25 protein-coding genes and 1 riboswitch are annotated in these 26,164 nt (G+C 64.6%); of the genes, 10 read left to right on the top strand and 15 right to left on the bottom strand.

The window, feature by feature from the left end:
- Positions 1-106: 106 nt before the first annotated feature.
- Complete coding sequence (locus BLU39_RS16165) at positions 107-1,513, top strand: DEAD/DEAH box helicase (protein ID WP_076566600.1); 1,407 nt, start codon at positions 107-109, stop codon at positions 1,511-1,513.
- Between the two features lie 87 nt (positions 1,514-1,600).
- On the opposite strand, the gene BLU39_RS16160 is transcribed toward BLU39_RS16165, so the two are convergent.
- The 4 genes from BLU39_RS16160 to BLU39_RS28660 form a co-directional block, all read right to left on the bottom strand.
- Positions 1,601-2,059, bottom strand: coding sequence for an acyl-CoA thioesterase (locus tag BLU39_RS16160; RefSeq protein ID WP_070255772.1), 459 nt, complete (start codon positions 2,057-2,059; stop codon positions 1,601-1,603).
- A gap of 84 nt (positions 2,060-2,143) precedes the next feature.
- Positions 2,144-2,512: a hypothetical protein gene (locus tag BLU39_RS16155; protein WP_092714661.1), complete on the bottom strand. Its 369-nt coding sequence runs from the start codon at positions 2,510-2,512 to the stop codon at positions 2,144-2,146.
- 129 nt (positions 2,513-2,641) lie between these two features.
- Positions 2,642-2,779, bottom strand: coding sequence for a hypothetical protein (locus BLU39_RS28665; RefSeq protein WP_175539333.1), 138 nt, complete (start codon positions 2,777-2,779; stop codon positions 2,642-2,644).
- A gap of 239 nt (positions 2,780-3,018) precedes the next feature.
- Positions 3,019-3,192 (bottom strand): hypothetical protein, encoded by a 174-nt coding sequence (locus BLU39_RS28660; protein WP_175539332.1) that lies wholly within the window; start codon positions 3,190-3,192, stop codon positions 3,019-3,021.
- Between the two features lie 136 nt (positions 3,193-3,328).
- Here BLU39_RS28660 and BLU39_RS16150 point away from each other — a divergent pair, with 136 nt between their 5' ends.
- From BLU39_RS16150 to BLU39_RS16140, 3 genes are all read left to right on the top strand, one after another.
- Positions 3,329-4,561 carry a glycosyltransferase gene (locus tag BLU39_RS16150; RefSeq protein ID WP_139178313.1) on the top strand — a complete coding sequence of 411 codons (1,233 nt, stop codon included), beginning with the start codon at positions 3,329-3,331 and terminating at the stop codon, positions 4,559-4,561.
- Between the two features lie 188 nt (positions 4,562-4,749).
- Positions 4,750-5,733 (top strand): EDSAP-1 family PEP-CTERM protein, encoded by a 984-nt coding sequence (locus tag BLU39_RS16145; RefSeq protein ID WP_092714658.1) that lies wholly within the window; start codon positions 4,750-4,752, stop codon positions 5,731-5,733.
- Between the two features lie 108 nt (positions 5,734-5,841).
- Positions 5,842-6,834 carry an EDSAP-1 family PEP-CTERM protein gene (locus BLU39_RS16140; protein ID WP_092714656.1) on the top strand — a complete coding sequence of 331 codons (993 nt, stop codon included), beginning with the start codon at positions 5,842-5,844 and terminating at the stop codon, positions 6,832-6,834.
- A 16-nt stretch (positions 6,835-6,850) separates the two neighbouring features.
- Here the strand turns inward: BLU39_RS16140 and BLU39_RS16135 are convergent, their stop codons facing one another.
- The 5 genes from BLU39_RS16135 to BLU39_RS16115 all read right to left on the bottom strand — a co-directional run bounded on the left by BLU39_RS16135 (position 6,851) and on the right by BLU39_RS16115 (position 13,726).
- Positions 6,851-7,951, bottom strand: a complete 1,101-nt coding sequence (locus BLU39_RS16135; protein ID WP_092714653.1) for a nitroreductase family protein — start codon at positions 7,949-7,951, stop codon at positions 6,851-6,853.
- Positions 7,952-8,821 carry a ThiF family adenylyltransferase gene (locus BLU39_RS16130; RefSeq protein ID WP_092714651.1) on the bottom strand — a complete coding sequence of 290 codons (870 nt, stop codon included), beginning with the start codon at positions 8,819-8,821 and terminating at the stop codon, positions 7,952-7,954.
- 82 nt (positions 8,822-8,903) lie between these two features.
- Positions 8,904-10,478 carry a methyl-accepting chemotaxis protein gene (locus tag BLU39_RS16125; RefSeq protein ID WP_092714649.1) on the bottom strand — a complete coding sequence of 525 codons (1,575 nt, stop codon included), beginning with the start codon at positions 10,476-10,478 and terminating at the stop codon, positions 8,904-8,906.
- Positions 10,479-10,599: 121 nt separating this feature from the next.
- The gene (locus tag BLU39_RS16120; RefSeq protein ID WP_010399555.1) at positions 10,600-10,797 is read right to left on the bottom strand and encodes a hypothetical protein; all 198 of its coding nucleotides are present in this window, start codon (positions 10,795-10,797) and stop codon (positions 10,600-10,602) included.
- A gap of 94 nt (positions 10,798-10,891) precedes the next feature.
- Positions 10,892-13,726, bottom strand: coding sequence for a M16 family metallopeptidase (locus BLU39_RS16115; RefSeq protein ID WP_092714647.1), 2,835 nt, complete (start codon positions 13,724-13,726; stop codon positions 10,892-10,894).
- Between the two features lie 185 nt (positions 13,727-13,911).
- Positions 13,912-14,062: riboswitch (FMN riboswitch) on the top strand.
- Between the two features lie 95 nt (positions 14,063-14,157).
- On the opposite strand from BLU39_RS16115, the gene ribB reads away from it, so the two are divergent.
- A complete protein-coding gene (gene ribB, locus BLU39_RS16110; protein ID WP_092714644.1) occupies positions 14,158-14,805 on the top strand; it encodes a 3,4-dihydroxy-2-butanone-4-phosphate synthase in 648 nt (215 codons plus the stop codon).
- 4 nt (positions 14,806-14,809) lie between these two features.
- Here ribB and BLU39_RS16105 read toward each other — a convergent pair whose 3' ends face one another.
- The gene (locus tag BLU39_RS16105; protein ID WP_092714642.1) at positions 14,810-16,180 is read right to left on the bottom strand and encodes an MFS transporter; all 1,371 of its coding nucleotides are present in this window, start codon (positions 16,178-16,180) and stop codon (positions 14,810-14,812) included.
- 115 nt (positions 16,181-16,295) lie between these two features.
- On the opposite strand from BLU39_RS16105, the gene BLU39_RS16100 reads away from it, so the two are divergent.
- The 5 genes from BLU39_RS16100 (at position 16,296) to BLU39_RS16080 (ending at position 21,197) form a co-directional block, all read left to right on the top strand.
- Complete coding sequence (locus tag BLU39_RS16100; RefSeq protein WP_092714640.1) at positions 16,296-17,171, top strand: LysR family transcriptional regulator; 876 nt, start codon at positions 16,296-16,298, stop codon at positions 17,169-17,171.
- A gap of 64 nt (positions 17,172-17,235) precedes the next feature.
- A complete protein-coding gene (locus BLU39_RS16095; protein ID WP_175539338.1) occupies positions 17,236-18,051 on the top strand; it encodes an MlaE family ABC transporter permease in 816 nt (271 codons plus the stop codon).
- Between the two features lie 51 nt (positions 18,052-18,102).
- A complete protein-coding gene (locus BLU39_RS16090) occupies positions 18,103-19,113 on the top strand; it encodes an MlaD family protein (RefSeq protein WP_092714636.1) in 1,011 nt (336 codons plus the stop codon).
- The gene (locus BLU39_RS16085; protein WP_092714634.1) at positions 19,110-19,781 is read left to right on the top strand and encodes a hypothetical protein; all 672 of its coding nucleotides are present in this window, start codon (positions 19,110-19,112) and stop codon (positions 19,779-19,781) included. The genes BLU39_RS16090 and BLU39_RS16085 overlap by 4 nt, the downstream gene beginning before the upstream one ends.
- An 87-nt stretch (positions 19,782-19,868) precedes the next feature.
- Positions 19,869-21,197: an ATP-binding protein gene (locus BLU39_RS16080; RefSeq protein WP_092714632.1), complete on the top strand. Its 1,329-nt coding sequence runs from the start codon at positions 19,869-19,871 to the stop codon at positions 21,195-21,197.
- Here BLU39_RS16080 and BLU39_RS16075 read toward each other — a convergent pair.
- From BLU39_RS16075 to BLU39_RS16055, 5 genes are read right to left on the bottom strand one after another with little or no spacing between them, the layout of a single operon-like run.
- Positions 21,194-22,519, bottom strand: a complete 1,326-nt coding sequence (locus tag BLU39_RS16075; protein ID WP_092714760.1) for a response regulator c-di-GMP phosphodiesterase, NosR family — start codon at positions 22,517-22,519, stop codon at positions 21,194-21,196. The two genes, BLU39_RS16080 and BLU39_RS16075, sit on opposite strands and share 4 nt — an antisense overlap.
- Before the next feature lie 14 nt (positions 22,520-22,533).
- Positions 22,534-23,997, bottom strand: coding sequence for an ATP-binding protein (locus tag BLU39_RS16070; protein WP_092714630.1), 1,464 nt, complete (start codon positions 23,995-23,997; stop codon positions 22,534-22,536).
- 14 nt (positions 23,998-24,011) lie between these two features.
- The gene (locus BLU39_RS16065; RefSeq protein WP_092714628.1) at positions 24,012-24,851 is read right to left on the bottom strand and encodes an HDOD domain-containing protein; all 840 of its coding nucleotides are present in this window, start codon (positions 24,849-24,851) and stop codon (positions 24,012-24,014) included.
- Positions 24,848-25,192, bottom strand: coding sequence for a hypothetical protein (locus tag BLU39_RS16060; protein WP_092714626.1), 345 nt, complete (start codon positions 25,190-25,192; stop codon positions 24,848-24,850). Before BLU39_RS16060 ends, BLU39_RS16065 begins: the two co-directional genes overlap by 4 nt.
- Positions 25,185-26,030: a response regulator gene (locus tag BLU39_RS16055; protein ID WP_092714624.1), complete on the bottom strand. Its 846-nt coding sequence runs from the start codon at positions 26,028-26,030 to the stop codon at positions 25,185-25,187. Before BLU39_RS16055 ends, BLU39_RS16060 begins: the two co-directional genes overlap by 8 nt.
- Positions 26,031-26,164 lie beyond the last annotated feature (134 nt).

Here is a 26,164-nt window from a genome sequence, read left to right as displayed (position 1 = left end):
GCTTTTGTGCCGAAATTTCTTTCTAGTTGAGTCATTTCGTTTTGGTTGGCGTTGCTATTTTGCGTTCTGCTTTTTGCAAGAACGCTGATTTTTACGAAAGAAAAGAATGACATTTGAATCCTTAGGCCTGCATCCGTCCATCCTCGCCGCTCTGACCGAATCGGGCTACACCGCGCCAACCGCGGTACAGTCGCAAGCGATTCCAGCCGCGATCGAAGGCCGTGACCTGCTGGTCTCGTCGCAGACCGGTTCGGGCAAGACCGCAGCTTTCATGCTGCCGTCGCTGCACAAACTGGCCAGCGCCGAACAAAGCGCCGCCGGCAAGACGCCGAACCAGGAAATGCAAGCATCGCGCGCCCGCGGCGAGCGTCCACGCTTCAAGGCTGCCCAGCCAAAAATGCTGGTGCTGACGCCAACGCGCGAACTGGCCCTGCAAGTGACCACCAACACCGACAAGTACAGCACCGGCATCCGCCGCATCAAGGCTGTGTCGATCCTGGGCGGCATGCCTTACCCTAAACAGATGCAATTGCTGGCCAAGAATCCCGAGATTCTGGTCGCCACCCCTGGCCGTCTGATCGACCACATGGATTCGGGCAAGATCGACTTCTCGCAACTGGAAATCCTGGTGCTGGACGAAGCCGACCGCATGCTGGACATGGGTTTCATCGACGACATCGAAAAAATCGTGGAAGCGACGCCGGAAGGCCGTCAAACCATGCTGTTCTCGGCAACCTTGGACGGCGTCGTGGGCAACATGGCGCGCCGCATCACGAAGAACCCGCTGGTCATCCAAGTGGCAAGCTCGAGCAACAAGCATGAAAACATCACCCAGCGCGTGCACTTCGTCGACGATCTGTCGCACAAGAATCGCCTGCTGGACCACCTGCTGCGCGACGAATCGCTGGACCAGGCTGTTGTGTTCACCGCCACCAAGCGTGACGCCGACACCATCGCCGACCGTCTGAACATCGCCGGTTTCTCGGCTGCCGCCTTGCACGGCGACATGCACCAGGGCGCGCGTAACCGCACCCTGGACGGCATGCGCCGCGGCCAGGTCAAAGTGCTCGTTGCCACCGACGTTGCCGCCCGCGGTATCGACGTGCCAACGATCACCCACGTGTTCAACTACGATCTGCCGAAGTTCCCGGAAGACTACGTCCACCGCATCGGCCGTACCGGCCGCGCTGGCCGCAATGGCCTGGCCATCTCGCTGGTGAACCACGCTGAAGGCATGAACGTCAAGCGCATCGAACGCTTCACCAAGCAATTGATCCCGGTCAATGTCATCGAAGGTTTCGAGCCGAAGAAAACGGCATCGGCACCACGTTCGAGCGCCCGTCCAGGCGGCTGGAAACCAGGCGACAACCGTGGCGGCGCGAAGCCAGGCCAACGCACGTTCAGCAAGCCGGGCGCACCACGCAAGGACGGCGCTCCTAGCACCGGCGGCGGCTACAAGGGTTCCAACCCGCGCAGCACCGACGGCGCACGCCGCAGCTACGGCGACCGTTAATCACGGCGCCATGCCGCCAGCAGGCGGCAGGCAATAAAAAACGGCCACCAGATCGCTCTGGTGGCCGTTTTTTCATGTCCGCGGCACTTACTTCTTCGACACCTTCTGGCGCGACAGCTTGCGCAGCTTGGCCTGCTCGAAGCGCGCGTGCTGTTCCGGCGTCTCGAGCGCCAAAGGCGGCACGGCCACCGGCTTGCGGTTGGCATCGACGGCCACCATCGTGAAATAGCAGCTGTTGGCGTGGCGCACCAAGCGCTGCTGGATGTTTTCCGTCACCACGCGGATACCCACTTCCATCGAGGTCGTGCCCGTGTAATTGATCGAGGCAAGGAAGGTCACCAGCTCGCCCACGTGGATAGGCTGCAGAAACATCACCTGGTCCACGGACAAGGTCACCACGTAGCTGCCCGAATAGCGGCTGGCGCAGGCGTAGGCGACGCTGTCGAGGTATTTCAGGATGGTGCCGCCGTGCACGTTGCCGGAAAAGTTGGCCATATCGGGCGTCATCAGGACCGTCATCGTCAGTTCGTGGGCCGACCAGTTCATCGCGCTGTCCAAAGTGTTCTCCAAAGGGGAAATAATAAAAAGAGTGGGGATGTGAAAACCGGCCCCAGGGGCCGGTTGCGGACCTTACAGGCCCAGGGTGTCGATATCGGCCAGCGAGTCGCGGCCCTTGTCGGAAATGTCGTGGCCCTCGCCTTCGGCGCGCGCCACGATGTGGGCTTTCTTGCCCAGGAAGTAAGCCACGTCCGTATCGAGCTTGGTCAGCGGATCGGCGGCGACGGCGCGCAGCCCCATGATGCAACGGCGCAGGAACAGCAGCTGTTGTGCCTTGTCGGTGATGGACAGACGGCCATCGCGTGCATAGCTGAGCAGCTTCAGGCCGGACAGGCGCTTGGCATTGCGGGCAACGCAAGCACTGGGGCGCTCGGTCTTGATGCCGCGTGCAACTTGCTCCAGCGCGTCATATTCATCAGTTGTTAATTTCTCGTTCTTCATTACTTTTCCATAAAAGGCCAGGTGTTCGGCCCCCATGGTACGCGCCCCGCTGCGCATCGGCAACAGGCAACGTGAATCTACCGCCGCCGGCCAGGCGGCCAGGCAGCGGAAACACGGCCGCGACGGCCGTTATTTATAGCTGCGCAACAGCAGCCAAGCCAGGCCGCAACCAGCCACGGCACCCGCCACGACCAGCGCCACGAGATTCTTGCTGGTGATCACAGGCCGCCGGCCCAGGTAGATTTTGTTATGCAAGGAATTGCCCACGATGGTCTCCTGTACAAGAATTTTTATGATGTCTCATTATAAGAACAGAATCGTGACGGCCGCATGACACTCGGCAGTTAGCGCTTGATATGTATCCACTCGGCAACATTTATGCGCATTTTTGTTGTTTAAATGGCGTGGCCCTGACGAGTCCCGCGCCTCCCATTTCCAACTGGAAATAAACAAGGCGCGCGCCGGCCACAGCTGGCCATGGCGCAACGCTGCGGCTGGCAAACCGTTCAATGCATTTTCACGGGCGGCGGCGGCGGCGTGGGTTCCTCGACCGGCACGGGGTCGATGTGCGGCGGCGGTTCCGGCGGTGGCGTGAGAGGATCGCCTTCCGGCGGTGGCGGCATATCGGGTTCGGGCGTGCTGTGCGCACGCAGCGGGACAAAACGGGATTGTGGCTGCATGGTGATCTCCTTTGCCTCACTGTAGCCGATGCGCCCAACTCCTGGCGCCCGCCAGTGGCGCGCGGTCGGGAACTAAACGGCGTGGCGCCACTCCAACTTGCCAGGCATCCCCTCCCGCACGAGTGCAAGCGACCCCATGGCGCGCAAGAAAATCCTCTTTATGGCCGAGGCAGTGACCCTGGCCCATGTCGGCCGTCCCCTGAGCCTGGCCCAGGAGCTGGACGAGGAAGAGTACGAAGTCCATTTTGCCTGTGCCGATGGCTATGACTTTTGTTTCAAGCAAGTCCCCTTTCGGCGCTGGCGTATCGACAGTATTTCATCGCTGCAATTTCTGCAGGCGCTGGCGCACGGCAAGCCCGTCTATACGGAAAGCACCTTGCACGCGTATGTGGAAGACGACCTGCGCCTGCTCAATGCCGTCCAGCCCGACCTCGTGATCGGCGACTTTCGCCTGTCGCTGTCGGTCAGCGCGCGCCTGCAGCGCATTCCCTACATTACCGTCAGCAATGCCTACTGGAGTCCCTGGGTGCGCCAGCACTATACGGTGCCCAGCCTGCCCCTGACGGGCATGCTGCCCATCTGGCTGGCCGATCCCCTGTTCCGCCTGATCCGCCCGCTGGCCTTCGCCTCGCACGCCGTGCCCCTGAACCGCGTGCGCCGCCGGCATGGCCTGCCATCGCTGGGCAGCGACCTGCGGCGCATCTATACGGATGCCGACCGCACCTTGTACGCGGATATTCCGCAGCTGTTCCCGCCGCACGGCATGCCGCCCACGCACGACTACCTGGGCCCCATCATCTGGGCGCCGCCGCTCGACTTGCCGGACTGGTGGCAGCGCCCGGAACTGAGCAGCGGGCGGCCCATCATCTATGTCACCCTGGGCAGTTCCGGCCAGGGGCAATTGCTGCCGCGCGTGCTGCGCGCGCTGGCGCCCCTGCCCGTCACCGTGATGGCGGCCACGGCCGGCACCATCCGCGTCGATGCCGTGCCGCCGAATGCCTATGTCGCGCCTTTTTTGCCGGGCGACGCGGCCGCCCGGCGCGCCAGCCTGGTGATCTGCAACGGCGGCAGCCCCACCAGCCAGCAGGCGCTGACGGCAGGCGTGCCCGTCATCGGCATCGCCGGCAACCTCGACCAATTCCTCAACATGCACGGCATCGTGGGCGCCGGTGCCGGCCTGCTGCTGCGCGCCGACCGCTTCCAGGAAACGGCCTTGCGCCATGCCGCCACGCGCATGCTCGACGATGGACGGGCCAGGCTGGCGGCACGTCAGCTGGCCACGACCATGCGCGACTATGTGCCCGGGCAACGCTTGCTGCCCCATATGCACGCCCTGCTGGGCTCGTTGCCACAAGGCGCCCAGCCTTGACGGGTGGCGTCGGTTTTTCTTACAGCGAGTCCGGCAACACCTGCACCACGTCAACAAAAGCGCGCCAAGTCATTGATTTCAAACGAACCTCATGCGTTGGCATGGAAGTCGCTAGGTACTTGCCATGAGCACCTGCCGACAGGTCTCAGGCAAACCTTCCAGACTCACTCAACCACGAGGTGAATACAATGAAACTCTCGAAACTGAAACTGCTCCCGGCCGCAGCGGCACTGGCCCTGCTGTGCGCCGCCGGTAGCGCACAGGCGGGCGCCTACGGCTATTCGTACAACAACATCTTCGGCCTGGTGATCGCCGTGCCGACGGGCCAGATCACGGTCGCCAACAGCACCACCATCTCGCGCAGCACGGCTACCCTGAATGGCGTGAGCGTCATCAATGGCGGCGCCGGCTCGCTCGATGCCCCACGCGCCAACGTCGGCCCCGTCACCAAGGGCGAAAACGACTTCACGCAGCAAGGCCCCACCGGCACCTTTTCGCGCGGCGATGCGCAGATCGTCAGCACGCAATTCCCTTCGTTCCCGCCGGGTTCCACTTCCACGCAAGCGGTGAACGTGGCCGAAGCCCACCTTGACGGACCGGCCGGCACGGCCGATGCGTCCGGGCGCAACGGCTCGACCACGGGGTTCTCCGTCGATTTCGTCGTCGGCTCGCCCACGGCAACGCTGAGCTTCGACTTCCTGGCCTCGCCCTTCATGCAAGTCTTCCTGCAAAGCACGGTCGGGCAGCTGTCCACGGCCACGGCCAACCTGGTCGTCACCTTCACCATCACGGACGCGGCCGGCGCGACGGTGTTCAACTGGACGCCCGATGGCGTGATCGGCTCGGGCATCTTCGGCGGCACCGAGGCGGCCGATGGCGCCAACCTGAACACCAGCCTGGCGACCAATTTCCTCACGCGCGGCAACCTGTTCACCTACGACCCATCCGGTTGCGGCACGCCCACGGGCACCGGTGTCGGCACAGTGTGCGGCAGCAACTTCAGCTCCGTCAGCAATGCTTTAACGGCTGGCAACTACACATTGACCTTGAATGCGGTGGAAAGCGTGGACCTGGTGAAACAGGCCGCGACGCCCGAACCGGGCACCCTGGCCTTGCTTGGTCTGGGTCTGGCGGGCCTGGGCTATGCCCGCCGCCGCAAGCTTGCCGTCTGAACCAGGCAACAGGGGGGATTTACAGGCGAGGGAGTTTCCTCGCCTTTTTTATGTAGCAAGCCTGTCGGTTTTCCTTACAACACGGCCGACCAGGAGATGAGGATTTTCATGACTACATTTTCTTGCATCCGATTACCAACGGCCCTGCTGGCCTTGCTGTTCCTGGCCAGCAGCGGCACCGCCAGCGCCGCCGCGTATGGCTATTCCTACACCAGCGTCTTTGGCCTGGTCATCAGCAATCCCACCGGCTCCACTACCTTGCTCAGCAACATCGACCTGTCGCGCACCACCGCCACGCTGAACGGCAGCAGCATCATCAATGGCGGCAGCAATGAGATCGACGCGCCGCAAGCGACACGCGGCGCCGTCACCAAGGGGCAAAATGATTTTACCCAGCAAGGCATGGGCAACGCCGCCTATGCGCGCGGCGAGGCGCAAATCATCAGCTCGCAGATTCCCCCGTTTCCGCCGGGCTCGACCAGTACGCATACGGTGAATGCGGCGGAAACCTTTCTCACGGGCGGCGGCAGCGCCGACGCCTCGGGCCGCAATGGTTCCAGCACGGCCCTGGCCATCAATTTCGTCGTCGGCCAGCCGGGCGCGACCCTGGCCTTCGACTTCCAGGCCCTGCCCTTCATGCAGCTGTACCTGGATGCCCTGGCTGGCACGGACTCGGCGGCCACGGCGAATATGGCGATGACGTTTACCATCATCGATGGCAATGGCCAGATCGTTTTCAACTGGGCGCCCGACGGCAGCCTGGGCTCCGGTATCCTGGGCGGCACCGAACTGGCCGACGCCGCCAACCTCAATGCGGGCTACGCGCAAACGCCGCTCACCGGCGGCAGCGTATTCACCTACGACCCCAGCGGCTGCGGCGCGCCCACGGGCACGGGCGCCGGCAAGACGTGCGGCGGGCAATATGGCGCCGTCACGGATAAGCTGGTGGCAGGCAGCTATACCCTCGTGCTGAACATGCTGAACAGTTCCGAGCTGGCCTACGTACCTGGCGTTACGCCCGTGTCGCTGCCGGGCACCTTGCCGCTGCTGGCGGCGGGCCTGGCAGCGCTCGCTTGCCTGGCGCCACGGCGGCGCCGCTGACGCAGGCTGCGTGCCTTTATGGCCCAGCAGTGGGCGCCACCAGCAACTCTTGCAGCGGACGGCGCAAGGAACGCGCGCCGGCCGCCGGCCCCGCACCGATGCGCCCGAGGAACACGGCCCGCTCGACCGCCGCCGCCCCCAGCACGCCCTGGCATTGCACCACCAGTTCCTGCGCCATTTCCTGCATGCCATCGGTGCGCGAAAAAGTGCGCCGTTCGCGCACGTAGCGGGCAAAGATCAGCGGCGTCAGTTCCGGCTGCAATTGCAGCCCCAGCTGCGTGGCCGTCAGCCAGAATCGCTGCATGGCGCGGCCGGCCGCCACATAATCGTCGACATGGCGCGGCGGCGCATCGGCCAGCAGCGCGAAATGCGCGGCGCAATACAGGCCCGGCAGCAAGTCCATCTGCAGCCGCGGGGCGATGGTGCCGCCCAGCCAGGTATTGAAAAAATCCACGCGGCGCCAGCTGTGCATGACCCAGCGCATCAGCCGCGCCGTCATCGCATCGACACCGAGCGCCTGCTCCGGGATGCGGTCGCTGCTGTAGCGCGCGCCCCATTCGATCACGTCGCGGTGCACCTTGTGCGCTTCGGGCATGGTCAGGCGCAGCTTCGCATTGTCGAACATCAGGCGGGCACAGGCCAGGCGCGCGCGCCCGCCTTCGAACCACTGCACTGAGTAGCCCGGTGGCAAGCTGGCCGCCAGCGCCGCCTTTTCACTGGCGCGCAGGCTGCGCGTGCTGAGCCGGCGCCGCTGCACGCTGCGCTGCGGCAAGAAGGCCGCCAGCGGATCGGGCAGCATGCCGGGGCTGTCGACCAAACGCACGTCGAAGGTGGGCAAGGTGTCGGGCATGGACAGGCGCCGGCGCGCCTCCATGCGCAAGCCGTGGCAACTGGCCGCCAGCGCCATGCTTTCGAGCAAAGCCCCCAGTGACAGCTGGCTGGGATGGCCGTCGAGGTCGTACACGCAATGGCTGCGCGTATCGAAACCATGCACGACCACGTGGCGCGCGTCGACGACTTCAAAGCGCCACGGCTGCGTGTTGTCGCCGCTGGGGGCCCAGCGCGCCTGGTCGAGGATGTTTTCCAGCACGGGATCGTTCAGCAGTGCTTGCGCCATTTATGCCCCCTGTGCGGCGCGACGCCGCTTGATGATGGCCATCGTCAGGCGCTGCAGCGGATGACGGTTGCCGCCGGGACGCCATGTATGCACGAGCTTGTTGCGGTAGGCGTCGAAATGCACGCCGTGCGGCGCCGCCATCACCTTGCCGCGTTTTAACAAAATTTTCAGGGCTTCCGTGGCGGCCGCGCCCGCACACAGCTGGCACCCCATGATGGTCGACGGCCCGCGCCGCTCCTTCAGATTGATGGCCGACGGGTCGACCAGGTAGCGAGCATGCAAGCCGGCCGGCGCCAGCCCGACGAGAAAGCGCAAGGCCTTCTCTTCCTCGGGCAAGTCGCCCCAGCCGAAATACTCTTCGAACGTCATGCCGCCCGGCATGAAGCTGAGCACGGCCGTGCCCATGCCCAGCGGCGCGGCCGTGATGGCGGGAATGCCGAGGCGGGCGCAGGCAGCGAAGGTGGCCTGACGGGCCGGAAAGGCAAAGAAATCCAGGCCGTCCACGTACAGGTCGACACCGGCAAAGAACTCGGCCAGGTTGCTGTCGTGTATGCCGTCGGGAAACTGCTTGATGTCGAGTTCGGGATTGATGTCGCGCGCCATCTGCGCCAGCACGGCCACCTTGGGCTGGCCCAGGGTGGAGACCATGGCGCCGGCCTGACGATTGAAGTTGGCGATATCGAAGGTGTCGAAATCGGCGATGTGGAAAGCGCCGATGCCCAGCCGCGCCAGGGTCAGCAAGTGCACGCCGCCGACGCCGCCCATGCCGGCGATGGCCACGCGCTTGCCGCGCAAGCTGTTTTGCTCCGCCTGCGTGACCCAGCCCAGGTTGCGGGCAAATGCCGCGTGATAGGAAAAACCATCTGTCATGCTTACCTCTACTGTACGTCCGCTAAGGACCAAGAAGAATTTGACAGATGGCCAGGCGATAAGTTCCCGCTATAACGAAAACTTAGCGGGCCAAGCGGCGCTGGGCCGCCGGCGCCGGACGCGGCGCCCCTGCCACCGCACCCACCTTGAACACGCTGACGATCTGCGCCAGGCCCGCCGCCTGCTCGTTCATGGCTTGCGCCGCCGCCGAGGCCTGCTCGACGAGGGCCGAGTTTTGCTGCGTCATGTTGTCCATCTCGACGATGGCCTGGTTGATCTGTTCGATGCCGGCGCTTTGCTCGGCGCTGGCAGACGAAATCTCGGCCACGATATCGGTCACGTGCTGCACGCTGGAAACGACTTTTTCCATCGTTTCGCCCGCCAGCGCCACCAGTTTTTCACCGGCGCCCACTTGCTCGGCGGAACTGTCGATCAATTGCTTGATCTCCTTGGCGGCCGCGGCCGAACGCTGGGCCAGGTTGCGCACCTCGCTGGCCACGACGGCGAAGCCACGGCCCTGCTCGCCTGCGCGCGCCGCTTCCACGGCCGCATTCAGGGCCAGGATATTCGTCTGGAAGGCGATGCCGTCGATGACGGCGATGATGTCGCCGATCTTTTTCGACGAAGCATTGATGGCGCCCATGGTGTCGACCACCTGGCTTACCACGCCGCCCGCCTGCGTCGCCACTTGCGAGGCGGAAATGGCCAGCTGGTTGGCCTGGCGCGCATTGTCCGCATTCTGGCGCACGGTCGAGGTCATCTCTTCCATGGTCGACGCCGTTTCTTCCAGCGATCCCGCCTGCTGCTCCGTGCGCGCCGACAGGTCGTGGTTGCCCGAGGCGATCTCGCCCGACGCCGTGGAAATCGATTCCGCATCGGTGCGCACCTGGCTCACCAGATGGGCCAGGTTATCGCGCATGGCCTTGATGGCCATCAGCAAACTCGACGTATCGCCGGGGCGCGTATCGATGTGCGTCGTCAGATCGCCCTGGGCGATTTGCGCCACGATGGCCGCCGCATAGTCGGGTTCGCCACCGAGCTGGCCCAGGATGCGGCGCAGCATCAGGGCCGCCAGGGCGCCCACCACCAGCATCAGCGCGCCGCCGATGGCCAGCAGCACGCCCGCCTGGGCCCAGAACTTGTGGTTGATGTCGTCGATATAGGTGCCCGTGCCGATCAGCCAGTCCCACGGTGCAAATTTCACCACGGCATACATCTTCGCCACCGGATCAGGCAAGCCGGGCCGCGTGCCGTCCGCCTGCACGAGGCCGATGCGGCTGGTGGCCAGGGCCGCGCGGTAGCGGTCGCCCGACTGCTTCATGTTCTTTTGCGGCACGCCGATGCGCGACGCATTCGGGTGCACGTACAGCAAGTCCGTGCTGAAATCGCGCACGAAATAATACATCTCGTCCTTGGCGAAGCTGCCGATGGCCAGCTTGGCCTGCTGCTGCGCCTGCTCACGCGTGAGCTTGCCCGACTGTTCCAGTGCGTACGCCTTTTCCACCGAGGCGTTGGCCAGTTCCACCAGCACCGTCAATTGCTCGACCCTTTCCGCCATCATGGTCTGGCGCAAGGAATACAGGGAGAATGAAGCGATGAGGACGATGCCCAGCAAGGTGCTGAAGCACAGGAGGAGAATGCGCGAACGGAGTGTCATGGGTGCCTGGAAATAAATAGGAAAATTATTGCCCGATAGAAATCTTTTCAGAAAAGCAAAACGGGCGGCGCTACCGGGCTGTGCCCGGCAGGCACCGCCCGCTGTGAGTCTTGTCAGAGGATCAGGCCAAGGCTTCCTTGGCCGCCTCTTCCGGCGTCAAGCCGTCGTAGAACTGGTCGGTAAACCACTCGACCTGCTCTTCGATATGGTCCTGCGCCTGCGCCACAGTGGCGCCGCCAGCCACGAGGAAGCCTTCGACTTCGATACACCAGTTGATCAATTCCAGGGTTTCCGGATCGAGTTCTTCTTTCTTAGCCATCGTGCATTCCTTGCTTGTTAAATTGCGATCACATCAATAAGCGGCAGTTTAACAGCTTCGCCACGCTGCCGCCCATGCTGATCCAATATGAGAATTACTTGGCAGCAATATTTTTGCGTTCCGGATACAACACCACCTGCACATAATTGTGCATGTCCAGGTAGCGTTGCGCCGCCAGCTTGACGGCTTGCGGCGTGATGGCGCGCACGCGCTGCTCGTAGCGCAGGATGTGCGCGGGGTCGCGCCCCTGCGTCACGGAACCCATCAACTGATTCATCCAGTAGTTGTTTTCTCGCAAGGATTTCTGCTGGCGCGTGATCCAGTTCAGCTTGACCTTTTCCAGGTCGGCCGCCGATGGCCCGTCCGTCTTCATCTTGTTGATTTCGGCAAAGGCGGCGGCGATCACCTTGTCCACGTTTTCCGGTCCCGTCGGCAAATTCAAGGCCACCGAATAATGGCCGTACGGATGCTGGCCCATCGAGGTTTCGAAGCCGCCGCCGTAGATCATGCTCATCTTTTCACGCAGCACTTCGATGACTTTCAGGTTCAGCACCTCGCCCAGCGCCTGCAGGGTCAGCTTTTGCTCGTCCGAATACGCCACGTCGCCATTGAAGGTGATGGAAATCGTGCTTTTGGGCTCGCTGCCCATGTAGATATCTTTCTTGACGATGCCGCTTACCGGACGCATGCCCACGTCGCGGTAGGCGTGCGCCACCTCGCCCACGGGCAAGGTGCCCAGGTAGCTGGCGATCAGCGGCTTGATCTTGCCGAGATCAAAACTGCCCGTGAAGATGAAGGTCATGTCGCGCGCGCTGGAAAAGCGCTGGCGGAAGATTTCCAGCGAGCGGTCCAGGCCCACCTTGTCGAAGTCGGCCGCGCGCGGCACGCCGTCGACGCGCGGGTTGTCGCCAAACATGGCGTGCTGGATGGCATCGTAAAACACGGCTTCCGGCTGCGCCATGCTGTTTTTCGCCAGGTCCTGCTGCTTGCCGATGAAGGATTGGTACAGGCCCGCATCCTTGCGCACGTCATTGAAATACAGGTACACCAGTTGCAGCATGGCTTCCACGTCGGCGCTGCTGGCCGAGCCGCCAAAGCCTTCGCTCAGTTCGCCCAGCGAAGCGCCCACGTTGACCGTCTTGCCGGCCAACACTTTTTGCAAGTCCAGCGGCGCCAGGTCCCGCAAGCCCATGCTGCCGACCACGGCGCTCGCGTAGCGGGCGTTGTAGATGTCGGCGTCGCCGAACAGCGACTGGCCGCCAAAGCGGGTCGAGCCCATCAGCACCTGGTCATTCTTGAAGTCCGTGGGTTTCAGCAACACGCGCACGCCATTGCCCAAGATCAGTTCCGTCACGCCGACGGCGCTGTTCAATTTTTCCGAGACGATGCTGCCGCCGGCAGGCGGCCCGTCCATCAGCTTGCTGGCGAGGACTTTTTCCGTGCGCGGCTCGACCTTTTGCTGCTCGGCTTTTGCCACCGCGTCGAGCAATTGCTGCTGCGTCGGCACGCTGGCGCCCGGTTTCGGCTCGGCGCCCATGAAGACCACCAGTTTCTTTTGCTGGTCAGGAATCACCTTGGCCACGGTCTCGTTGATTTCCTGCAGAGTTACCTGCGGCAAGAGTTCCTGCGCGTACAACAATTCATTGGCGATGCCGGGGATGGCTTCCTGCTCCAGGAAGTTGCGCGAATACTCGGCCACGAAGCCGGAGGAATCGGACTTGTCGCGCTCGCTGTATGCGCGCTCGTAATTGCGCAGCATGTCCTTGCGCGCGCGGTCCAGCTCATCCTGGCTGAAACCGAAGCGGCGCGCCCGCTCGTCTTCCTGCACCAGCGCATCGACGGCCGGCTGCACGCCGCCCTTGCCCAGCAAGGCATACGCGCTGAACGATTCATAGCCGCGCACCAGCTTGCCCATGCTGCTGCCGCCCTGGATGAACGGGGGATTGGCTTGCTGCGTCAATTCCTGCATGCGCGCGCTGAGCATGTGCCCGTACAGGTTTTCGATCATCTGGCGGCGGTAGTCGGCAATGGTGACGGGCTCCTGCGCGGCGCGGATCGGGTAGCGGATGAAGACGCTGTCATCGGGCGCTTCCTTGTCCGTGATCACCAGCGCTTCCGTTTGCGAGCGCTGCGGCACTTCCGCATACAGACGCGGACGCGGCTTCGCGGGATTTTTCAGCTTGCCGAAATGCTGGCGTATCATCGCTTCCGCCTGCCTGGGCTCCACGTCGCCAACCACCATCACGGCCATCAGGTCGGGACGGTACCAATCCTTGTAAAAACGCTTGATGGCTTCCGGCTTGAACGTTTTCAGCACGGATTCCTTGCCGATCGGCATGCGTTCCGCGTAGCGCGAACCGTTCAGCAGCTTCGGATACAAGACCTTGTTCATGCGGTCGCTGGCGCCCTTGCCCAGGCGCGCCTCTTCCAGCACGATGCCGCGCTCGCTGTTGATGTCGGCCGGGTTGAATTTCAAGCCATGCGCCCAGTCTTCCAGCACGAGAAAACCCTTTTCCAGGTTTTCCTTCTTGTTCGTGGGAATCGGCAGCACGTACACGGTTTCATCGAAGCTCGTGTAGGCGTTCAAGTCGGCGCCGAACTTCACGCCGATCGATTGCAGATACGAAATGAGTTCATTGCGCTTGAAATGCGTGGAACCATTGAAAGCCATGTGTTCCGTGAAGTGGGCCAGGCCTTGCTGATCGTCATCTTCCAGGATGGAACCGGCTTTCACTACCAGGCGCAATTCCACTTTCTGCGCGGGACGGGCATTTTTCTTGATGTAATAGGTCAAGCCGTTCGGCAGTTTTCCAACGGTTACTTCTGGTGCCAGCGGCAAGGGATCGCTCAAACGGATTTCTGCTTGCGCCATGCAGGCGCACGCCAGCAAGACGGCGCCCGAGACCAGGCGTAATTTACTCAGCTTCATGTATTCTCAACGGTAAGATTCAGTAAGCGTACCTTACACTGAAATCGTGTTTCCGCCATTAAAAACAGCTTAGGAAAAACGGCTTTCCCCGGGCAACTTGACCGGATAACAAACTCGGCAGTGCCCCGCCAGATTTTTTCAGTTGTGCTAAAGTATTGCCGCCGGTCATGTGGACCGGCACAACAATACGTCTTCGGGGCGGGGTGCGATTCCCCACCGGCGGTAAGACCGGCAACGGTCAAGCCCGCGAGCGCCTGTCCAACCTCGTTTGGCAGGGTCAGCAGATCCGGTGTGATTCCGGGGCCGACGGTATAGTCCGGATGAAAGAAGATGTGCAGTAAACGCGATGTCCGCTCGACCTGTCGATGCGGCCGGCTGCGTCTATTCGCTTGCCCTGCAGCGTTTTTCGCCTATGCGAGGAGCGTTTCACCATGTTAGTCAACAGCTATACCCTGCTTTCCAACGACCTCGAAGGTCGCATTCAATCCGCCCTGGCCGCCATGCGCGCCGGCATCCCCGTCATCCTGCTCGACGATTTCGACCGTGAAAACGAAGCCGACCTGATCCTGTCTGCCGAAAAAATCACGCACGAAACCATGGCTCTGCTGATCCGCGAATGCAGCGGCATCGTCTGCCTGTGCCTGCCGACGGACGTCGTCAGCGCGCTGGAGTTGCCGCCCATGTCGTCAGACAATGGCAGCCGCTACGGCACGCCATTTACGGTGTCCATCGAGGCGCGCGACGGCGTCACGACGGGCGTGTCGGCCGCCGACAGGGTCACCACCATCCGCGCCGCCATCGCCCCGGACGCCAAGCCCGCCGACCTGGTGCGCCCCGGCCACGTGTTCCCCCTGCGCGCCGCGCCCGGCGGCGTGCTCGAGCGCCGCGGCCACACGGAAGGCTCCGTCGACCTGTCGCGCATGGCGGGCCTGAACCCGGCCGCCGTGCTGTGCGAACTGATGAACCCGGACGGCACCATGATGCGCGGCGACGATATCGAGCGCTTTGCCGAACTGCACGGCATGCCGATCCTCACCATCGAAGAACTGGTGGAATGGCGCAGCACGCGCGAGCAATAAACTGTCAGGCGGCCACGACCTTCGGCAGATGCACATGCCGGTAGACCAGGCCCGCCGCCAGGCCATACGCGACGGCAATCGTCGCGTAGGCCAGCGGCAAGCGCAGCGACCAGTCCTGCACCATGTGCAGGATGCTGCCGATCAGGGCCACGCCCACCAGGGCGCCGATCTGCCGGTTCGCATTCAGGGCCGCCGCCGCGCTGTTCGCATGCTGCTTGCCGGCCACCCGCATCACGGTGGCCGTCATGGCGGGAATGGCGATGCCGATGGCCACGTTCATGACGGCCGTGCCCAGCGCCAGCAGCGCAAACGGCGTGCCGGGACGCAAGCCCATCAGCAACAGCGCCATCACGGCGCCCACCAGCAAGCCGGCCAGCATGGGCAAGCGCGTGCCATGGCGGGCCGCAATACTTCCCGCCATGAAATTGCCTACCGTATAGGCCGCCATCATGGGCAGCAGGCGCAAGCCCGACTGCAAGGCATCGGCGCCGCCAGATTGCTGCAGGAACAGGCTCAATAAAAACAGCTGGCCGAAGACGCAGAAATTGATCAGGAAACCCACGCCATTGGCCGCGCCAAAGCTACTGCTGTGAAACAGTGCGCGCGGCAACAGCGGATGGCTGCCGCTGCGCTCGCGCCGCAGCAATTGCCCGGCCGACAGCACCGTCAGCGCACCCGCCGCCAGCACGCCGGGCGACAGCCAGCCCAGCACGGGTCCTTCGATCAGCACGAAACTCAGGCCCGCCAGCGCCGCCACGCCCAGCGCATGGCTGAACAGGGATAGATCGCGCGGCTGGCGCACGGGCGCGGCCAGCAGCAGCTGCGCCATGACGATGGCCAGCACGCCCAGCGGCACGTTGACCCAGAACACGCTGCGCCAGCCAAACTCGTGCACGAGGATGCCGCCGATCAATGGACCGGACGCGCCAGCCACGCCCACGAGCGCCGACCAGGCGCCCAGCATGCGCGTGCGCTCGCGCTCGTCGTCGAAGCTGTGCGTCAGCAGGCTGAGCGAACTGGGCATGAACAGGGCCGCGCCCGCGCCCTGCAGCAGGCGCGCGGCCGTTAAAAAATGCCCGTCGGGCGCGGCGCCGCACAGGATCGAACCGGCAATGAAGACGCCGAGGCCGCCCTGGTACACGGCTTTCGGCCCGTAGCGGTCGGCCAGCGCGCCGCCAGCCAGCAGCAGCGCGGCAAACGTCAGGGTGTAGCCGTCGACCACCCAGACCAGGCCCGTCAGCGGTATGGCCAGGTCCAGCGCGATATCGGACAGGGCCACGTTGACGGCCGTGACGTCGAGCATGGCCATGACGAAGCCGAAAGCCAGGGTCAATAGGATCAAGCCGCTGGCGCGGCGCGGTGTGGGGGCGGACATGGTATTCCTTGCAAAGACAGCGGGGCAGCCATTATGCGAGCGTTGCACGATGCAGTAAACAGGCATAAAATCGGCACCTTGATGCAAAAATGCATCACCTACCACAAGGAAACGGATGGACTGGGATAACGCGCGCATCTTCCTCGCCATCGGCCGGGCCGGCACCCTGCGCGGCGCGGCCGCCCTGCTGCGCATCGACCAAGCTACCTGCGGGCGCCGCCTGGCCGCGCTGGAAAGCTCGCTGGGCGCCACCCTGTTCCTGCGCACGCCGTCGGGCTACGTGCCCACGCCGGCCGGCGAGCTGGCGCTCACGGCGGCCGAAGCGATGGAGCGGGCGGCCGACAAGCTGCAGCGCGAGATGCAGGGCGTCGACAACCGTTTGTCCGGCCTGGTGCGCGTGGCCACCACGGACACCATGGCCAGCCATTTCGTCATCCGCGCCATGCAGCAGCTGCACGCGGCCCATCCGGACATCCGCATCGTGCTCAACGTGGCGCCCGCGCTGGCCAGCCTGACGCGGCGCGAAGCGGACCTGGCGGTGCGCGGCGTGCGCCCCACCGACCCCGACCTGATCTCGCGCCACCTCGTCAAGCGCAGCCTGGGCCTGTATGCGTCGAAAAGCTACCTGGCCGAACGGGGCGAGCCCGTGCGCGGCACGGCGCTGGCAGGGCACGACATCGTCATCTACCACCATTCCGTGACGCCGCGCCATGGCGAGAAAATCGCCGGCGAATCCGTCGCCAACGCCAGGGTTGCCATGGAAGTGAATTCGGCGGCCATGCTGCAGGAAGCCACGCGCGCGGGCCTGGGCGTGGCCGAGCTGGCCACCCACCTGGGCGACATCGACCCGCAGCTCGTGCGCATCTGGCCCGAGCGGGCGGAAAGCTATGACGTGTGGCTGGTCATGCATGCCGACCTGAGCCGCTCGGCCCGCGTGCGGGCGGCGGCCGACGCGATTATCCACAGCGTCGCCAGCGTAGGCAGCCAATAGCGGCGGGAGCGGCCCGCGCACGCCAGCCCTGCCAGCCGGGACGGCCTGATGTTAAGATGCCATGATGACCCTATCCGTCTCCCTCATCATCAGCCTGCGCCGCCTGCACCGGGCCACCATGGCCTGGCTGGTCAGCTGGTGGCGCATGCTGCATTTCGCCATCCTCGTGTTTTCGCTGGCCCTGTCGCCGTCGAGCTATAACCGCGACAACCGCCCCATCCTCGCGCACCGCCTGGTGACGAACACGGCGCCCAATCTCGTGTGGTTCAGCGTGGCCTGCGCGCTCGTCAGCCTGGTGCTGATCCGCATCGTCGTCGTCAGCGCGCAAAGCTACGGCCTGTCGCGCTATGCGCTGGAAATGGTGGTGCGCGTGCTGGTGCTGGAACTGATACCGCTGACGGCCGCCCTGTTCGTCGCGCTGCGCCTGACCCTGCCCGACGGCATTGCGTTCGCGCAAATGCGCTCGTCCGGCATGCTTGAGAAAATGCAGCGCCAGGGCGTCGACCTGCTGCGCCGCGAATACTTTCCGCGCGTCATGTCTGGCATCTTCGCCGTGTGGATGCTGGCCATCGTCAGCTGCGTCACCTCGCTGGTCCTCGCCTACATCACCATCTACGGTTTTACGCCGTGGGCGCTGCAAGGCTACACGCGCGTCGTGGGGCAAATCTTCAATCCGGCCGTGGCACTGATCCTAGCGCTCAAGGTCATCTTCTTCAGCTTTGCCGTGGCCCTGATCCCGCTGGCCTCCTCCTACTATCCGGAAGAGCCGCACGGCCGGCGCAACCGCCTGTGGGCCGCGCACGGACTGTCTGAAATGCTGCGCCTGTTTTCCGTCATCCTGCTGGTCGAAGTGGCTTCGCTGATGGGCAATTACTACTGATGCCCGCCACCCCCAGCTAACCTTGATCCATCCATACCAGAGCCAGAAGCCATGAGCCAACCTCCAAATCCCGACCAGACCGACGTCACGGCGCCCGACGCCGTCTTGCCCGCCCCGCCGCCCGTGCGCCACGCCGAACTGAAGGCGGCCATCCTGCTCGTCTTCATGTTCGTGCTGGTGGTCGGCTCCGTCGTCTACCTGATGTATGCGCGCGGCGCCTTCGAAGCCACGCAAACCCTGGTGCTGACGGCCGACGATTCGGACGGCGTGGGCGTGGGCGCCGACCTGACCTTTTCCGGCTTTCCCATCGGCCGCGTGCAGCGCATCGAACTGGCGCCTGACGGCCGCGCGCGCGTCATCATCGACGTGCCGCGCAAAGACGCGCACTGGCTGCGCACCAGCTCCATCTTCACCCTGGAACGGGGTATCGTCGGTGGCGCCAAGCTGCGCGCCTACAGCGGCATCCTGACGGACCCGCCGCTGCCCGACGACGCCACGCGCGACTTGCTGGTGGGCGACATGGCGGCGGAAATCCCCCGCCTGCTGGCCGCCGCCAAAGACTTGCTGAACAACCTGGGCAACCTGACGGGCACCGATTCCGCGCTCGACGGCACCATGCGCAACGTGCAGGCCGTCACCGGCAAGCTCAGCGGTCCGGGCGGCGCCATGGGCTTGCTGACGGGCGACGACAAGCAGTCGCGCCTGCTGATCGAGCGGGCCAACGCCCTGCTGATCACGGCGGACCAGCTGGCGCGCCGCACGAATGGCCTGGTGGCCAATGCCGACACGCGCGTGTTTGGCGACAAGGGCGTCATGACGGATGCGCAGGCGACCATCGTGCAGCTGAACGCCCTGCTGGCCGACACGCGCAACAGCCTGAAAAAAGTCGACGCCGTGCTGGTCGAAGCGCAAGCCGTGGGCGCCAACGCCAAGGCGGCGACAGCCGACCTGGGCCCGCTGCGCGCCGACGTGGAAAGCAATCTGCGCAAGGTCGAACAGCTGGTCAATGAAATCAACCGCAAATGGCCGTTCAAGCGCAATCCGGAGATCAAACTGCCATGAGAAAACTCAATCTCGCCTTGTCCGCCCTGGCCCTGGCAGCCCTTGCCGCCTGCTCCAGCGGCCCGCCCGTGCCGGACTGGAAAATGAATGCGCAAAGTTCCGTCGAACGGTTTCAATCGGCCTATCTGAGCGGCAACGCCCTGGTCGAGCAGACGGAATTCCGGCGCGCCCGCAGCCAGGTGGCCGGCACGGGCAAGCTCGAACTGGTGGCGCGCATCGAACTGCTGCGCTGCGCTGCGCGCGTGGCCAGCCTGGCCTTCGAGGACTGCGTCGGCTTTGACGCCCTGCAGGCCGACGCGACAGACGCCGACCGCGCGTATGCCGCCTGGCTGGCCGGCAAGGCGCAGGCGGCCGACGCCGCCCTGCTGCCGGAAGCGCAGCGCGCGGCCGCCAGCGCCGGCTCGGACACGGCCGCCGCCAGCGCCGTGGCGGCCATCAAGGACCCGCTGTCGCAGCTGGTGGCGGCCGGCGTGCTGCTGCGCTCGGGCCGCGCCACGCCGGAGTTGCTCGACACGGCCGTCGCCACCGCCTCGGACCAGGGCTGGCGCCGTCCGCTGCTGGCCTGGCTGGGCGTGCAGCGCCTGCGCGCCGAACAGGCGGGCGATACGCAGGCGGCACAGCAGATCGCGCGGCGCATGGCGGTCGTCGAACAGCCGCTGGCTCCCTGAACGCTTCGAGGGCGGCCCAAGGCAGGCGGAATCAGGCATAATCGAGCCAGGATGACAGCTATGCCGTGCAGGCAGCGAGGTGTGACGATGCAGTTCGAGGATTTCGACCTTTCCACTCCCGATACCGGCCGCCATGCCGGCGCGGCGCCTGGCGACGATGCGTCAGCGGCCACGGCCGTGCGCCTGCAATACCTGCTCGACAATACGCCCTCCATCATCTATTGCACCGTGCCCAGCGGCGACTTCAAGATGACGTTCGTCAGCAACAATGCCTTGAATGTGCTGGGCTACCAGCCCGAGGAGATGGTGGCCGATCCCAACTTCTGGTTCGACCACATCCACCCCGACGATGCGCCCGGCATCTTTTCCAGCCTGGCGCAGATCTTCGTCGAGGGGGCGCGCGCCTACGAATACCGCTTCCGCGTGCGCGACGGCAGCTATCTGTGGATGCACGACAGCCTGCGCCTCGTGCGCGACGAGCATGGCGTGCCATTCGAGGTGATCGGCTCGCTGACCGATATCACGGAACGCAAGCGCATGGAAGCGATGCTGCAGGCGCGCGGCGAAGAGCAGCAACTACTGATCAGCAAGTTACAGGAAGCGCACGACCAGCTGCTGCAATCGGAAAAAATGGCCTCCATCGGCCAGTTGGCGGCCGGCATCGCGCATGAAATCAACAACCCGATCGGCTTCGTCAACTCCAACATGAGTTCGCTGCAAGGCTATGTGGGCACCCTGTTCGACGTCATCGCCCAGTATGAAGCGGCGATGCGCGAGCCACCCGATGGCCCGGCCCTGGCCGCGCGCGTGGCCCAGGTGCGCGAGCAGGCGGACCTGGCCTTCCTGCAGGACGACATGGTGGACCTCGTGCGCGAATCGATGGATGGCTTGAAACGCGTGCGCGACATCGTGCAGGCGCTGAAGGAGTTTTCCCACGTGGGCGAGACGGACTGGCAAGTGGCCAGCCTGCATGCGGGCCTGGACAGCACCCTGAATATCGTCGCCAACGAATTGAAATACAAGGCGCGCATCGAGAAACACTATGGCGAACTGCCGCAGATACTGTGCCTGGCCTCGCAGCTGAACCAGGTATTCATGAACCTGCTCGTCAACGCGGGCCAGGCCATCAGCAGCGACGGCGTGATCAGCATCCGCACCGGCCATGCCGGCGACTGGGTGTGGGTGGAGATCGGCGACACGGGGGCAGGCATCGCGCCCGAGCACCTGAACCGCATCTTCGAACCGTTCTTCACCACCAAGGCCGTGGGCAGCGGCACGGGCCTGGGCCTGTCGCTGTCGTACGGCATCGTCAACAAGCACGGCGGACGCATCGAGGTGGCCTCGGAAGTGGGCCGCGGCACGCGCTTTACCGTGCACCTGCCCGTCACGCCGCCGGCAGCCCAGGCAGCGCCCTAACCTTCCTTCACGGGCACATACACGCGGATGCTCAGGCGCCCGCCATTCTTGCCTTCGAAATCGAGCAGCTGGGAAATCACGCGGGCCGTCAGCACGTGTTCGGCCGCCAGCAGCATCAGGCCGTCGCGGCTGATCAGGTCGCGCGACAGCACCATGCCCGGTTCCAGCTGGCCCGACAGCACCGTCAGGTCGCGCGCCGCCGGCTCCGTCTCTTCCATGATGGCGCGGAACGCGGCCACCACGGCCGGGTCGTAGCGCTTGCCGACGCTGTCGTAGATCAGGGTGCGAGCCTCCTCGGCGCGCAGGCTGCGCTGCACCATGGCGCCGATCTGCAAGCCGTCGTAGTCCGACGCCAGCGCCAGGATGCGCGCGCCCATCGGAATGGCCAGGCCCACGAGGCCATCGGGAAAGCCGCCGCCGTCGAAGCGCTCGAGCTGCGAGCGCAGGATCACGGAAACGGCGCGCAGCTCGTCGAGCGCCATCAATAATTGTTCGGCGCGCAGCGGATGCTTGCGGAAGGCGGCCAGCTGTTCGCCCGTCCAGGCGCTGGCCGGCAGCTCCAGCACGTCGTCGCTCAGGCTGAGCTTGCCGATATCCTTGAGCAGGGCCGCGATGAACACGTCGCGCGCGTCCTGCCCTTCCAGGCCCAGCGCCTGCGCCAGCTTGCGCGACAGATCGGCCACCCGCCGCGCATGGCCGGCCAGCTTGCCGCCGCGCATTTCGATCAGGTTGGAAAACACCTTGATGGTCGTCACGAACGTGGCCTTCAGGCGCTCGTTGGCCGCCTGTACCTCGTCGTGCGACTGTTTCAGCTGCTGCGTGCGCGTGGCCACCTTCGCTTCCAGGCTGGCGTTGAGCGCCTGCAGTTCCACGTTCTGGCTGGCCGTCAGCGCTTCGAGGCGCAGTTTTTCCTGCTCCAGCGCGCGCCGTTCCAGCGCGTGGCGCACCACCAGCACGATATCGTTCTCGTCCCAGGGCTTGGTCACGTAGCGGTAGATTTCGCCCTGGTTGATGGCGTCGAGGATGGACTGGATGTCGGCATAGCCGGTCAGCAGCAGGCGGATGGTGCCGGGCCAGCGCTGGCGCACCTGGGCCAGGAATTGCGCGCCGTCCATGTGCGGCATGCGCATGTCGGAAATGACCAGGTCCACCGTCTCGCTCTCGAGCAGGGCCAGGCCGGCCGCGCCGCCGTCGGCCGTCAGCACGCGGTAGCCGTGCGGGCGGAACAGGCGGCGCAGCGACGACAGGATATTCGGTTCGTCGTCGACGCACAGGATGGTGGGTGGCGCGGCCGCGATGCTGGCGCTGGTGCTCGTGTTCATGCTGTCCTGTTCGGTCATGGTGCGACGGCCTGCGCCTGGCGCATGGGCAAGGTGATGCGGAAGGTGGTGCCGCTGCCGATGACGCTGCGCACGTCGATGCGGCCGTGATGCTTTTGTACCGTGGTGTAGGCCAGCGACAGGCCCAGTCCCGTGCCCTTGCCGACGGCCTTGGTGGTAAAAAAGGGGTCGAAGATGCGCGACAGGTGTTCGGGCGCGATGCCGCCGCCCGTGTCCTCGACCTCGATCCACACTTCCGTCGCGTTGTCGCTGCCCGTGCGCAGGGTGATGCGTCCGCGCTCCTCGCCCATGGCGTGGGCCGCGTTGACGACGAGGTTCATGATCACCTGGTTCAGCTCGGAAGGCTGGCATTCGATGTCGGGAATGTCGCCATACTCGCGCACCACGTCGGCCTTGTACTTGACCTCGTTATTCACGATATTGAGCGTGGTATCGATGCCCTGGCGCAGGTCGGCCCAGACCCACTCCTGGTGCGCATCCGTGCGCGAAAAATCCTTCAGGTCCTGCACGATGCGGCGCACGCGAGAAATGCCTTCCTTCGATTCGCCCATCAGCATGGGAATGTCGGTGCGCAGGAAGTCCAGGTCGATCTGTTCGCGCAGCGCCCGCAGGCGTGCCGCCACCACGGCGTCGGCGACGGCCGGCTCGGCTTCTTCGTAGGCGTCGAGCATGCTGAACAGGTCATCCAGATAGCCTTCCAGGGTGCCGACGTTGGAAAACACATAGCCGATGGGATTGTTGATTTCGTGCGCCACGCCGGCGGCCAGCTGGCCGATCGAAGCCAGTTTTTCCGACTGCAGCAGCTTTTGCTGCGCCAGCGACAGCTTGCTGTTCAACTCCGTCAGGGCCAAGTTACGCTCGCGCAATTCCAGATCGGCGATCTGGCGCTGGCGGATGTCGTCGGCCAGGCGCTCGTTCATGTCCGCCAGCTGGGCCGTGCGCTCGGCCACCAGGTGTTCCAGGTTGTCGTGCGCCTTGCGCAGCGCCAGTTCCGCCAGGCGCCGCTCGCTCACGTCGCGCAGGGTTTCGATGGCGCCCACCAGGCGTCCCTGGCGGTCGCGCAGGGGCGCCGCCGTGAAATGCAGCCAGTGGCCGTCGGGGCCGATATCGGCAAAGAAATCCTCGGCCTCGTAGGCGCCGGGAATCACGGAAGAACGCTTGAGCTTGCCAAGGTAGAGGTCGTTTTCGCCCAGCGCGATATCGTCGGCCACCAGCAAATCGGCCAGGCAGGCGCGCGGCTGCGGATAAAACGCCTTCCAGTGCTCGCGCGTGCCGACCATCTCGGCGGCCGTAAAGCCCAGCAGCTGCTCGCAGGCGCTGTTCCAGTGCGTCACCACGTGGTTCGTGTCGATGGCGAACGTGGCCACGGGATGGCCATCGAAAAATGCCGATAGCGCGATGGTGTCGCCCTGGCGGCGTTCCGGCGTGGCGGGCAGCGTCTGCCCTGCGTCTGTTTCCATGGCCTCTATCCTGTTCATGCCAGCATGATCCGCGACATTTCATCGAAGGTGTGTTCCGTTTGCCGCAGCAGCGCCAGCCAGGCCTGCTCGTCCAGAGCGACGCTGCGCCAGCCCCCCTCCGACAGGGGCGGCACCAGCGCATCGTCGACGCCGGCCAGGTCGAGCGCCAAGGCGACGGCATTGGCCAGGTGCACGGCCAGCGGCAAGCCGCCCGCTGCCAGGCGGTCGATGCTGTGGTGGTCGGCGACGGCCTGCTGTATCGCCTCGGGAAACTTCCAGTAGGCGGCCAGGGCGCTGCCCACCTGCGCGTGGTCGATGCCGATGACGGCCAGTTCCGCCTCGGCCATCTGGCAGTCATGCGCCTGGCGGTAGCTACGCACGAGCGCGTGCTCGGCCGGGAAGCGCGTCACCAGCACCAGGGTGCCCAGGTCGTGCAGCAGGCCGGCCGTGAACGCCGTTTCGGGATTGACACGCAAGTGCGGCGCCAGCAGGCGCGCGGCAATCGCCGTGGCCAGCGAATGGCGCCAGAACGCCTGGAAATCGAAGCCGCCGCTGACGTGCGCGAAGCTGCCCGTCAGGGCGCAGGCCGTGACGACGGTGCGGATGCTGTGAAAGCCCAGCACGGACACGGCTTGCGGAATGCTGGTGACCTTCGATTGCATGCCGTAAAACGAGGAATTGGCGATGCGCAGGGTCTTCGCCGCCAGGGCCTGATCCAGCTCGATCTTTTGCGCCAGCACGTGCACGTCCGTGTCGTCCTGGTCCATGCTCGACAGCAGCTCCAGCACCACCACCGGCAGCGAGGGCAGTTCCTGTATCTGGCGGATGATGTGTTCAAAGCTGAGCCGTGTCATGTGACGCTCCCTTGCCGGTAGCGCTGCAGCAGCGCCAGCAGTTCCGCCCCTGCGGAATCGGGCGGCGTGGCGCGGAACAGCACGGCCAGCCGCTCCAGCCGGCGGGCCCGCTCCTGCTCGGCGTGCGCCTGAGCGGCGGGGTCGATCACCTCATCCATGACGACGTGGCAGCGCTCTACATTGCGCCTGCGCAAGGCCGTCAGATTCGCCGCCGTCAGGGTGGCGCCCTGCGCCAGCAGCACGGCGCCGCTGGCGTCGTTCAACGCCCGCGCCAGCACCATGCCTTCCTGCGCCTGCTCCATGGAAATCTCGCGTCCGCTTTCACTCACGCTTTCACTCATGTACCACTCCATGACGACTGAGGGTGACGAGGCTGCCGCGCGAGCGCGAATGCAGGCCCATCGGATGGACGGCCACGGCGTACGGCTGGCCATCGATGGCGGCCAGGCGCGGTGCGCCCTGCCCGTCGAACAGCTGCGGCAAGACGATCGCCGCCTCGTTGCCCAGCAGGGCCGCGCCCCGCTCGAACAGATTGGCCGCCGCCGCGTTGATGAAGGCGATCATGCCGTCTTCATCGAGCCCGATCACGGGCAGCGGCAGAAATTGCAGCAATTCGCGCGCGATGCCGAGGCTGACCTCATCGCGGCTGATCTGGTGCTGCTGCTGGTGCACCAGCGCCTGCATGGCGGCATTCGCCGCCGCCAGCGCCTGGTTGGCCTCGCGCAGCTGCGCATTGAGACGGACATTGTCGTCGTCGATGCCCTTCAGGCGAAACGCTTCGGCGATATGCTCGCGCAGCTGATGGTCTTCCCAGGGTTTGGTGAGGAACTTGAAGATGGCGCCCTCGTTGACGGCGTCCGTGACTGCCTGCAATTCGGTATAGCCCGACAGCATGATGCGTATGGTTTGCGGACACAGCAGCTTGGCCTTGCGCAGGAAGTCGGCGCCCAGCATGCCGGGCATGCGCTGGTCCGACACGATGACGTCGACGGCATGGCTGGCCAGCACGTCCAGCCCTTCCTGGCCGCTGCCGGCCGTGAGGATATGGTAGGCGTCGCGCCGCAGCAGGCGCTTGAGGGAAGCGAGGATATTCGGCTCGTCATCGACCAGCAGCAAGGTGCGCGGCGCCGCCGCAGGCACCGCCGTCCCTGGCATGTCATGCTCGTCGTACACATCCATCGGACCATCCTCTCATCGCCATGGCGATATCGGAGCTTGCCTGGAAGGAGAATTTGCCGCGCGAGACCATGTTGCGCGGCAGCCAGCTTGCCTTGAAATTATACGACTAAATATTCCCGTATGACACTAATCCG

It is taken from the genome of Janthinobacterium sp. OK676, from assembly GCF_900103595.1.
Classification (GTDB): Bacteria; Pseudomonadota; Gammaproteobacteria; order Burkholderiales; family Burkholderiaceae_D; genus Janthinobacterium.
The sequence above is the reverse complement of the archived record's forward strand: the minus strand, read 5'-3'. Positions and strand labels throughout refer to the sequence as shown.

Coding starts and splice junctions, on each gene's coding strand:
- BLU39_RS16105 (WP_092714642.1), bottom strand. CDS start 16,180: ATGTCCGCCCCCACACCGCGCCGCGCCAGCGGCTTGATCCTATTGACC.
- BLU39_RS16070 (WP_092714630.1), bottom strand. CDS start 23,997: ATGGAAACAGACGCAGGGCAGACGCTGCCCGCCACGCCGGAACGCCGC.
- BLU39_RS16085 (WP_092714634.1), top strand. CDS start 19,110: ATGAGAAAACTCAATCTCGCCTTGTCCGCCCTGGCCCTGGCAGCCCTT.
- BLU39_RS16055 (WP_092714624.1), bottom strand. CDS start 26,030: ATGGATGTGTACGACGAGCATGACATGCCAGGGACGGCGGTGCCTGCG.
- BLU39_RS16155 (WP_092714661.1), bottom strand. CDS start 2,512: ATGAAGAACGAGAAATTAACAACTGATGAATATGACGCGCTGGAGCAA.
- BLU39_RS16140 (WP_092714656.1), top strand. CDS start 5,842: ATGACTACATTTTCTTGCATCCGATTACCAACGGCCCTGCTGGCCTTG.
- ribB (WP_092714644.1), top strand. CDS start 14,158: ATGTTAGTCAACAGCTATACCCTGCTTTCCAACGACCTCGAAGGTCGC.
- BLU39_RS16060 (WP_092714626.1), bottom strand. CDS start 25,192: ATGAGTGAAAGCGTGAGTGAAAGCGGACGCGAGATTTCCATGGAGCAG.
- BLU39_RS16165 (WP_076566600.1), top strand. CDS start 107: ATGACATTTGAATCCTTAGGCCTGCATCCGTCCATCCTCGCCGCTCTG.
- BLU39_RS28660 (WP_175539332.1), bottom strand. CDS start 3,192: ATGCAGCCACAATCCCGTTTTGTCCCGCTGCGTGCGCACAGCACGCCC.
- BLU39_RS16115 (WP_092714647.1), bottom strand. CDS start 13,726: ATGAAGCTGAGTAAATTACGCCTGGTCTCGGGCGCCGTCTTGCTGGCG.
- BLU39_RS16065 (WP_092714628.1), bottom strand. CDS start 24,851: ATGACACGGCTCAGCTTTGAACACATCATCCGCCAGATACAGGAACTG.
- BLU39_RS16080 (WP_092714632.1), top strand. CDS start 19,869: ATGCAGTTCGAGGATTTCGACCTTTCCACTCCCGATACCGGCCGCCAT.
- BLU39_RS16120 (WP_010399555.1), bottom strand. CDS start 10,797: ATGGCTAAGAAAGAAGAACTCGATCCGGAAACCCTGGAATTGATCAAC.
- BLU39_RS16135 (WP_092714653.1), bottom strand. CDS start 7,951: ATGGCGCAAGCACTGCTGAACGATCCCGTGCTGGAAAACATCCTCGAC.
- BLU39_RS16095 (WP_175539338.1), top strand. CDS start 17,236: ATGACCCTATCCGTCTCCCTCATCATCAGCCTGCGCCGCCTGCACCGG.
- BLU39_RS16145 (WP_092714658.1), top strand. CDS start 4,750: ATGAAACTCTCGAAACTGAAACTGCTCCCGGCCGCAGCGGCACTGGCC.
- BLU39_RS16130 (WP_092714651.1), bottom strand. CDS start 8,821: ATGACAGATGGTTTTTCCTATCACGCGGCATTTGCCCGCAACCTGGGC.
- BLU39_RS16075 (WP_092714760.1), bottom strand. CDS start 22,519: ATGAACACGAGCACCAGCGCCAGCATCGCGGCCGCGCCACCCACCATC.
- BLU39_RS16125 (WP_092714649.1), bottom strand. CDS start 10,478: ATGACACTCCGTTCGCGCATTCTCCTCCTGTGCTTCAGCACCTTGCTG.
- BLU39_RS16150 (WP_139178313.1), top strand. CDS start 3,329: ATGGCGCGCAAGAAAATCCTCTTTATGGCCGAGGCAGTGACCCTGGCC.
- BLU39_RS16100 (WP_092714640.1), top strand. CDS start 16,296: ATGGACTGGGATAACGCGCGCATCTTCCTCGCCATCGGCCGGGCCGGC.
- BLU39_RS16160 (WP_070255772.1), bottom strand. CDS start 2,059: ATGAACTGGTCGGCCCACGAACTGACGATGACGGTCCTGATGACGCCC.
- BLU39_RS16090 (WP_092714636.1), top strand. CDS start 18,103: ATGAGCCAACCTCCAAATCCCGACCAGACCGACGTCACGGCGCCCGAC.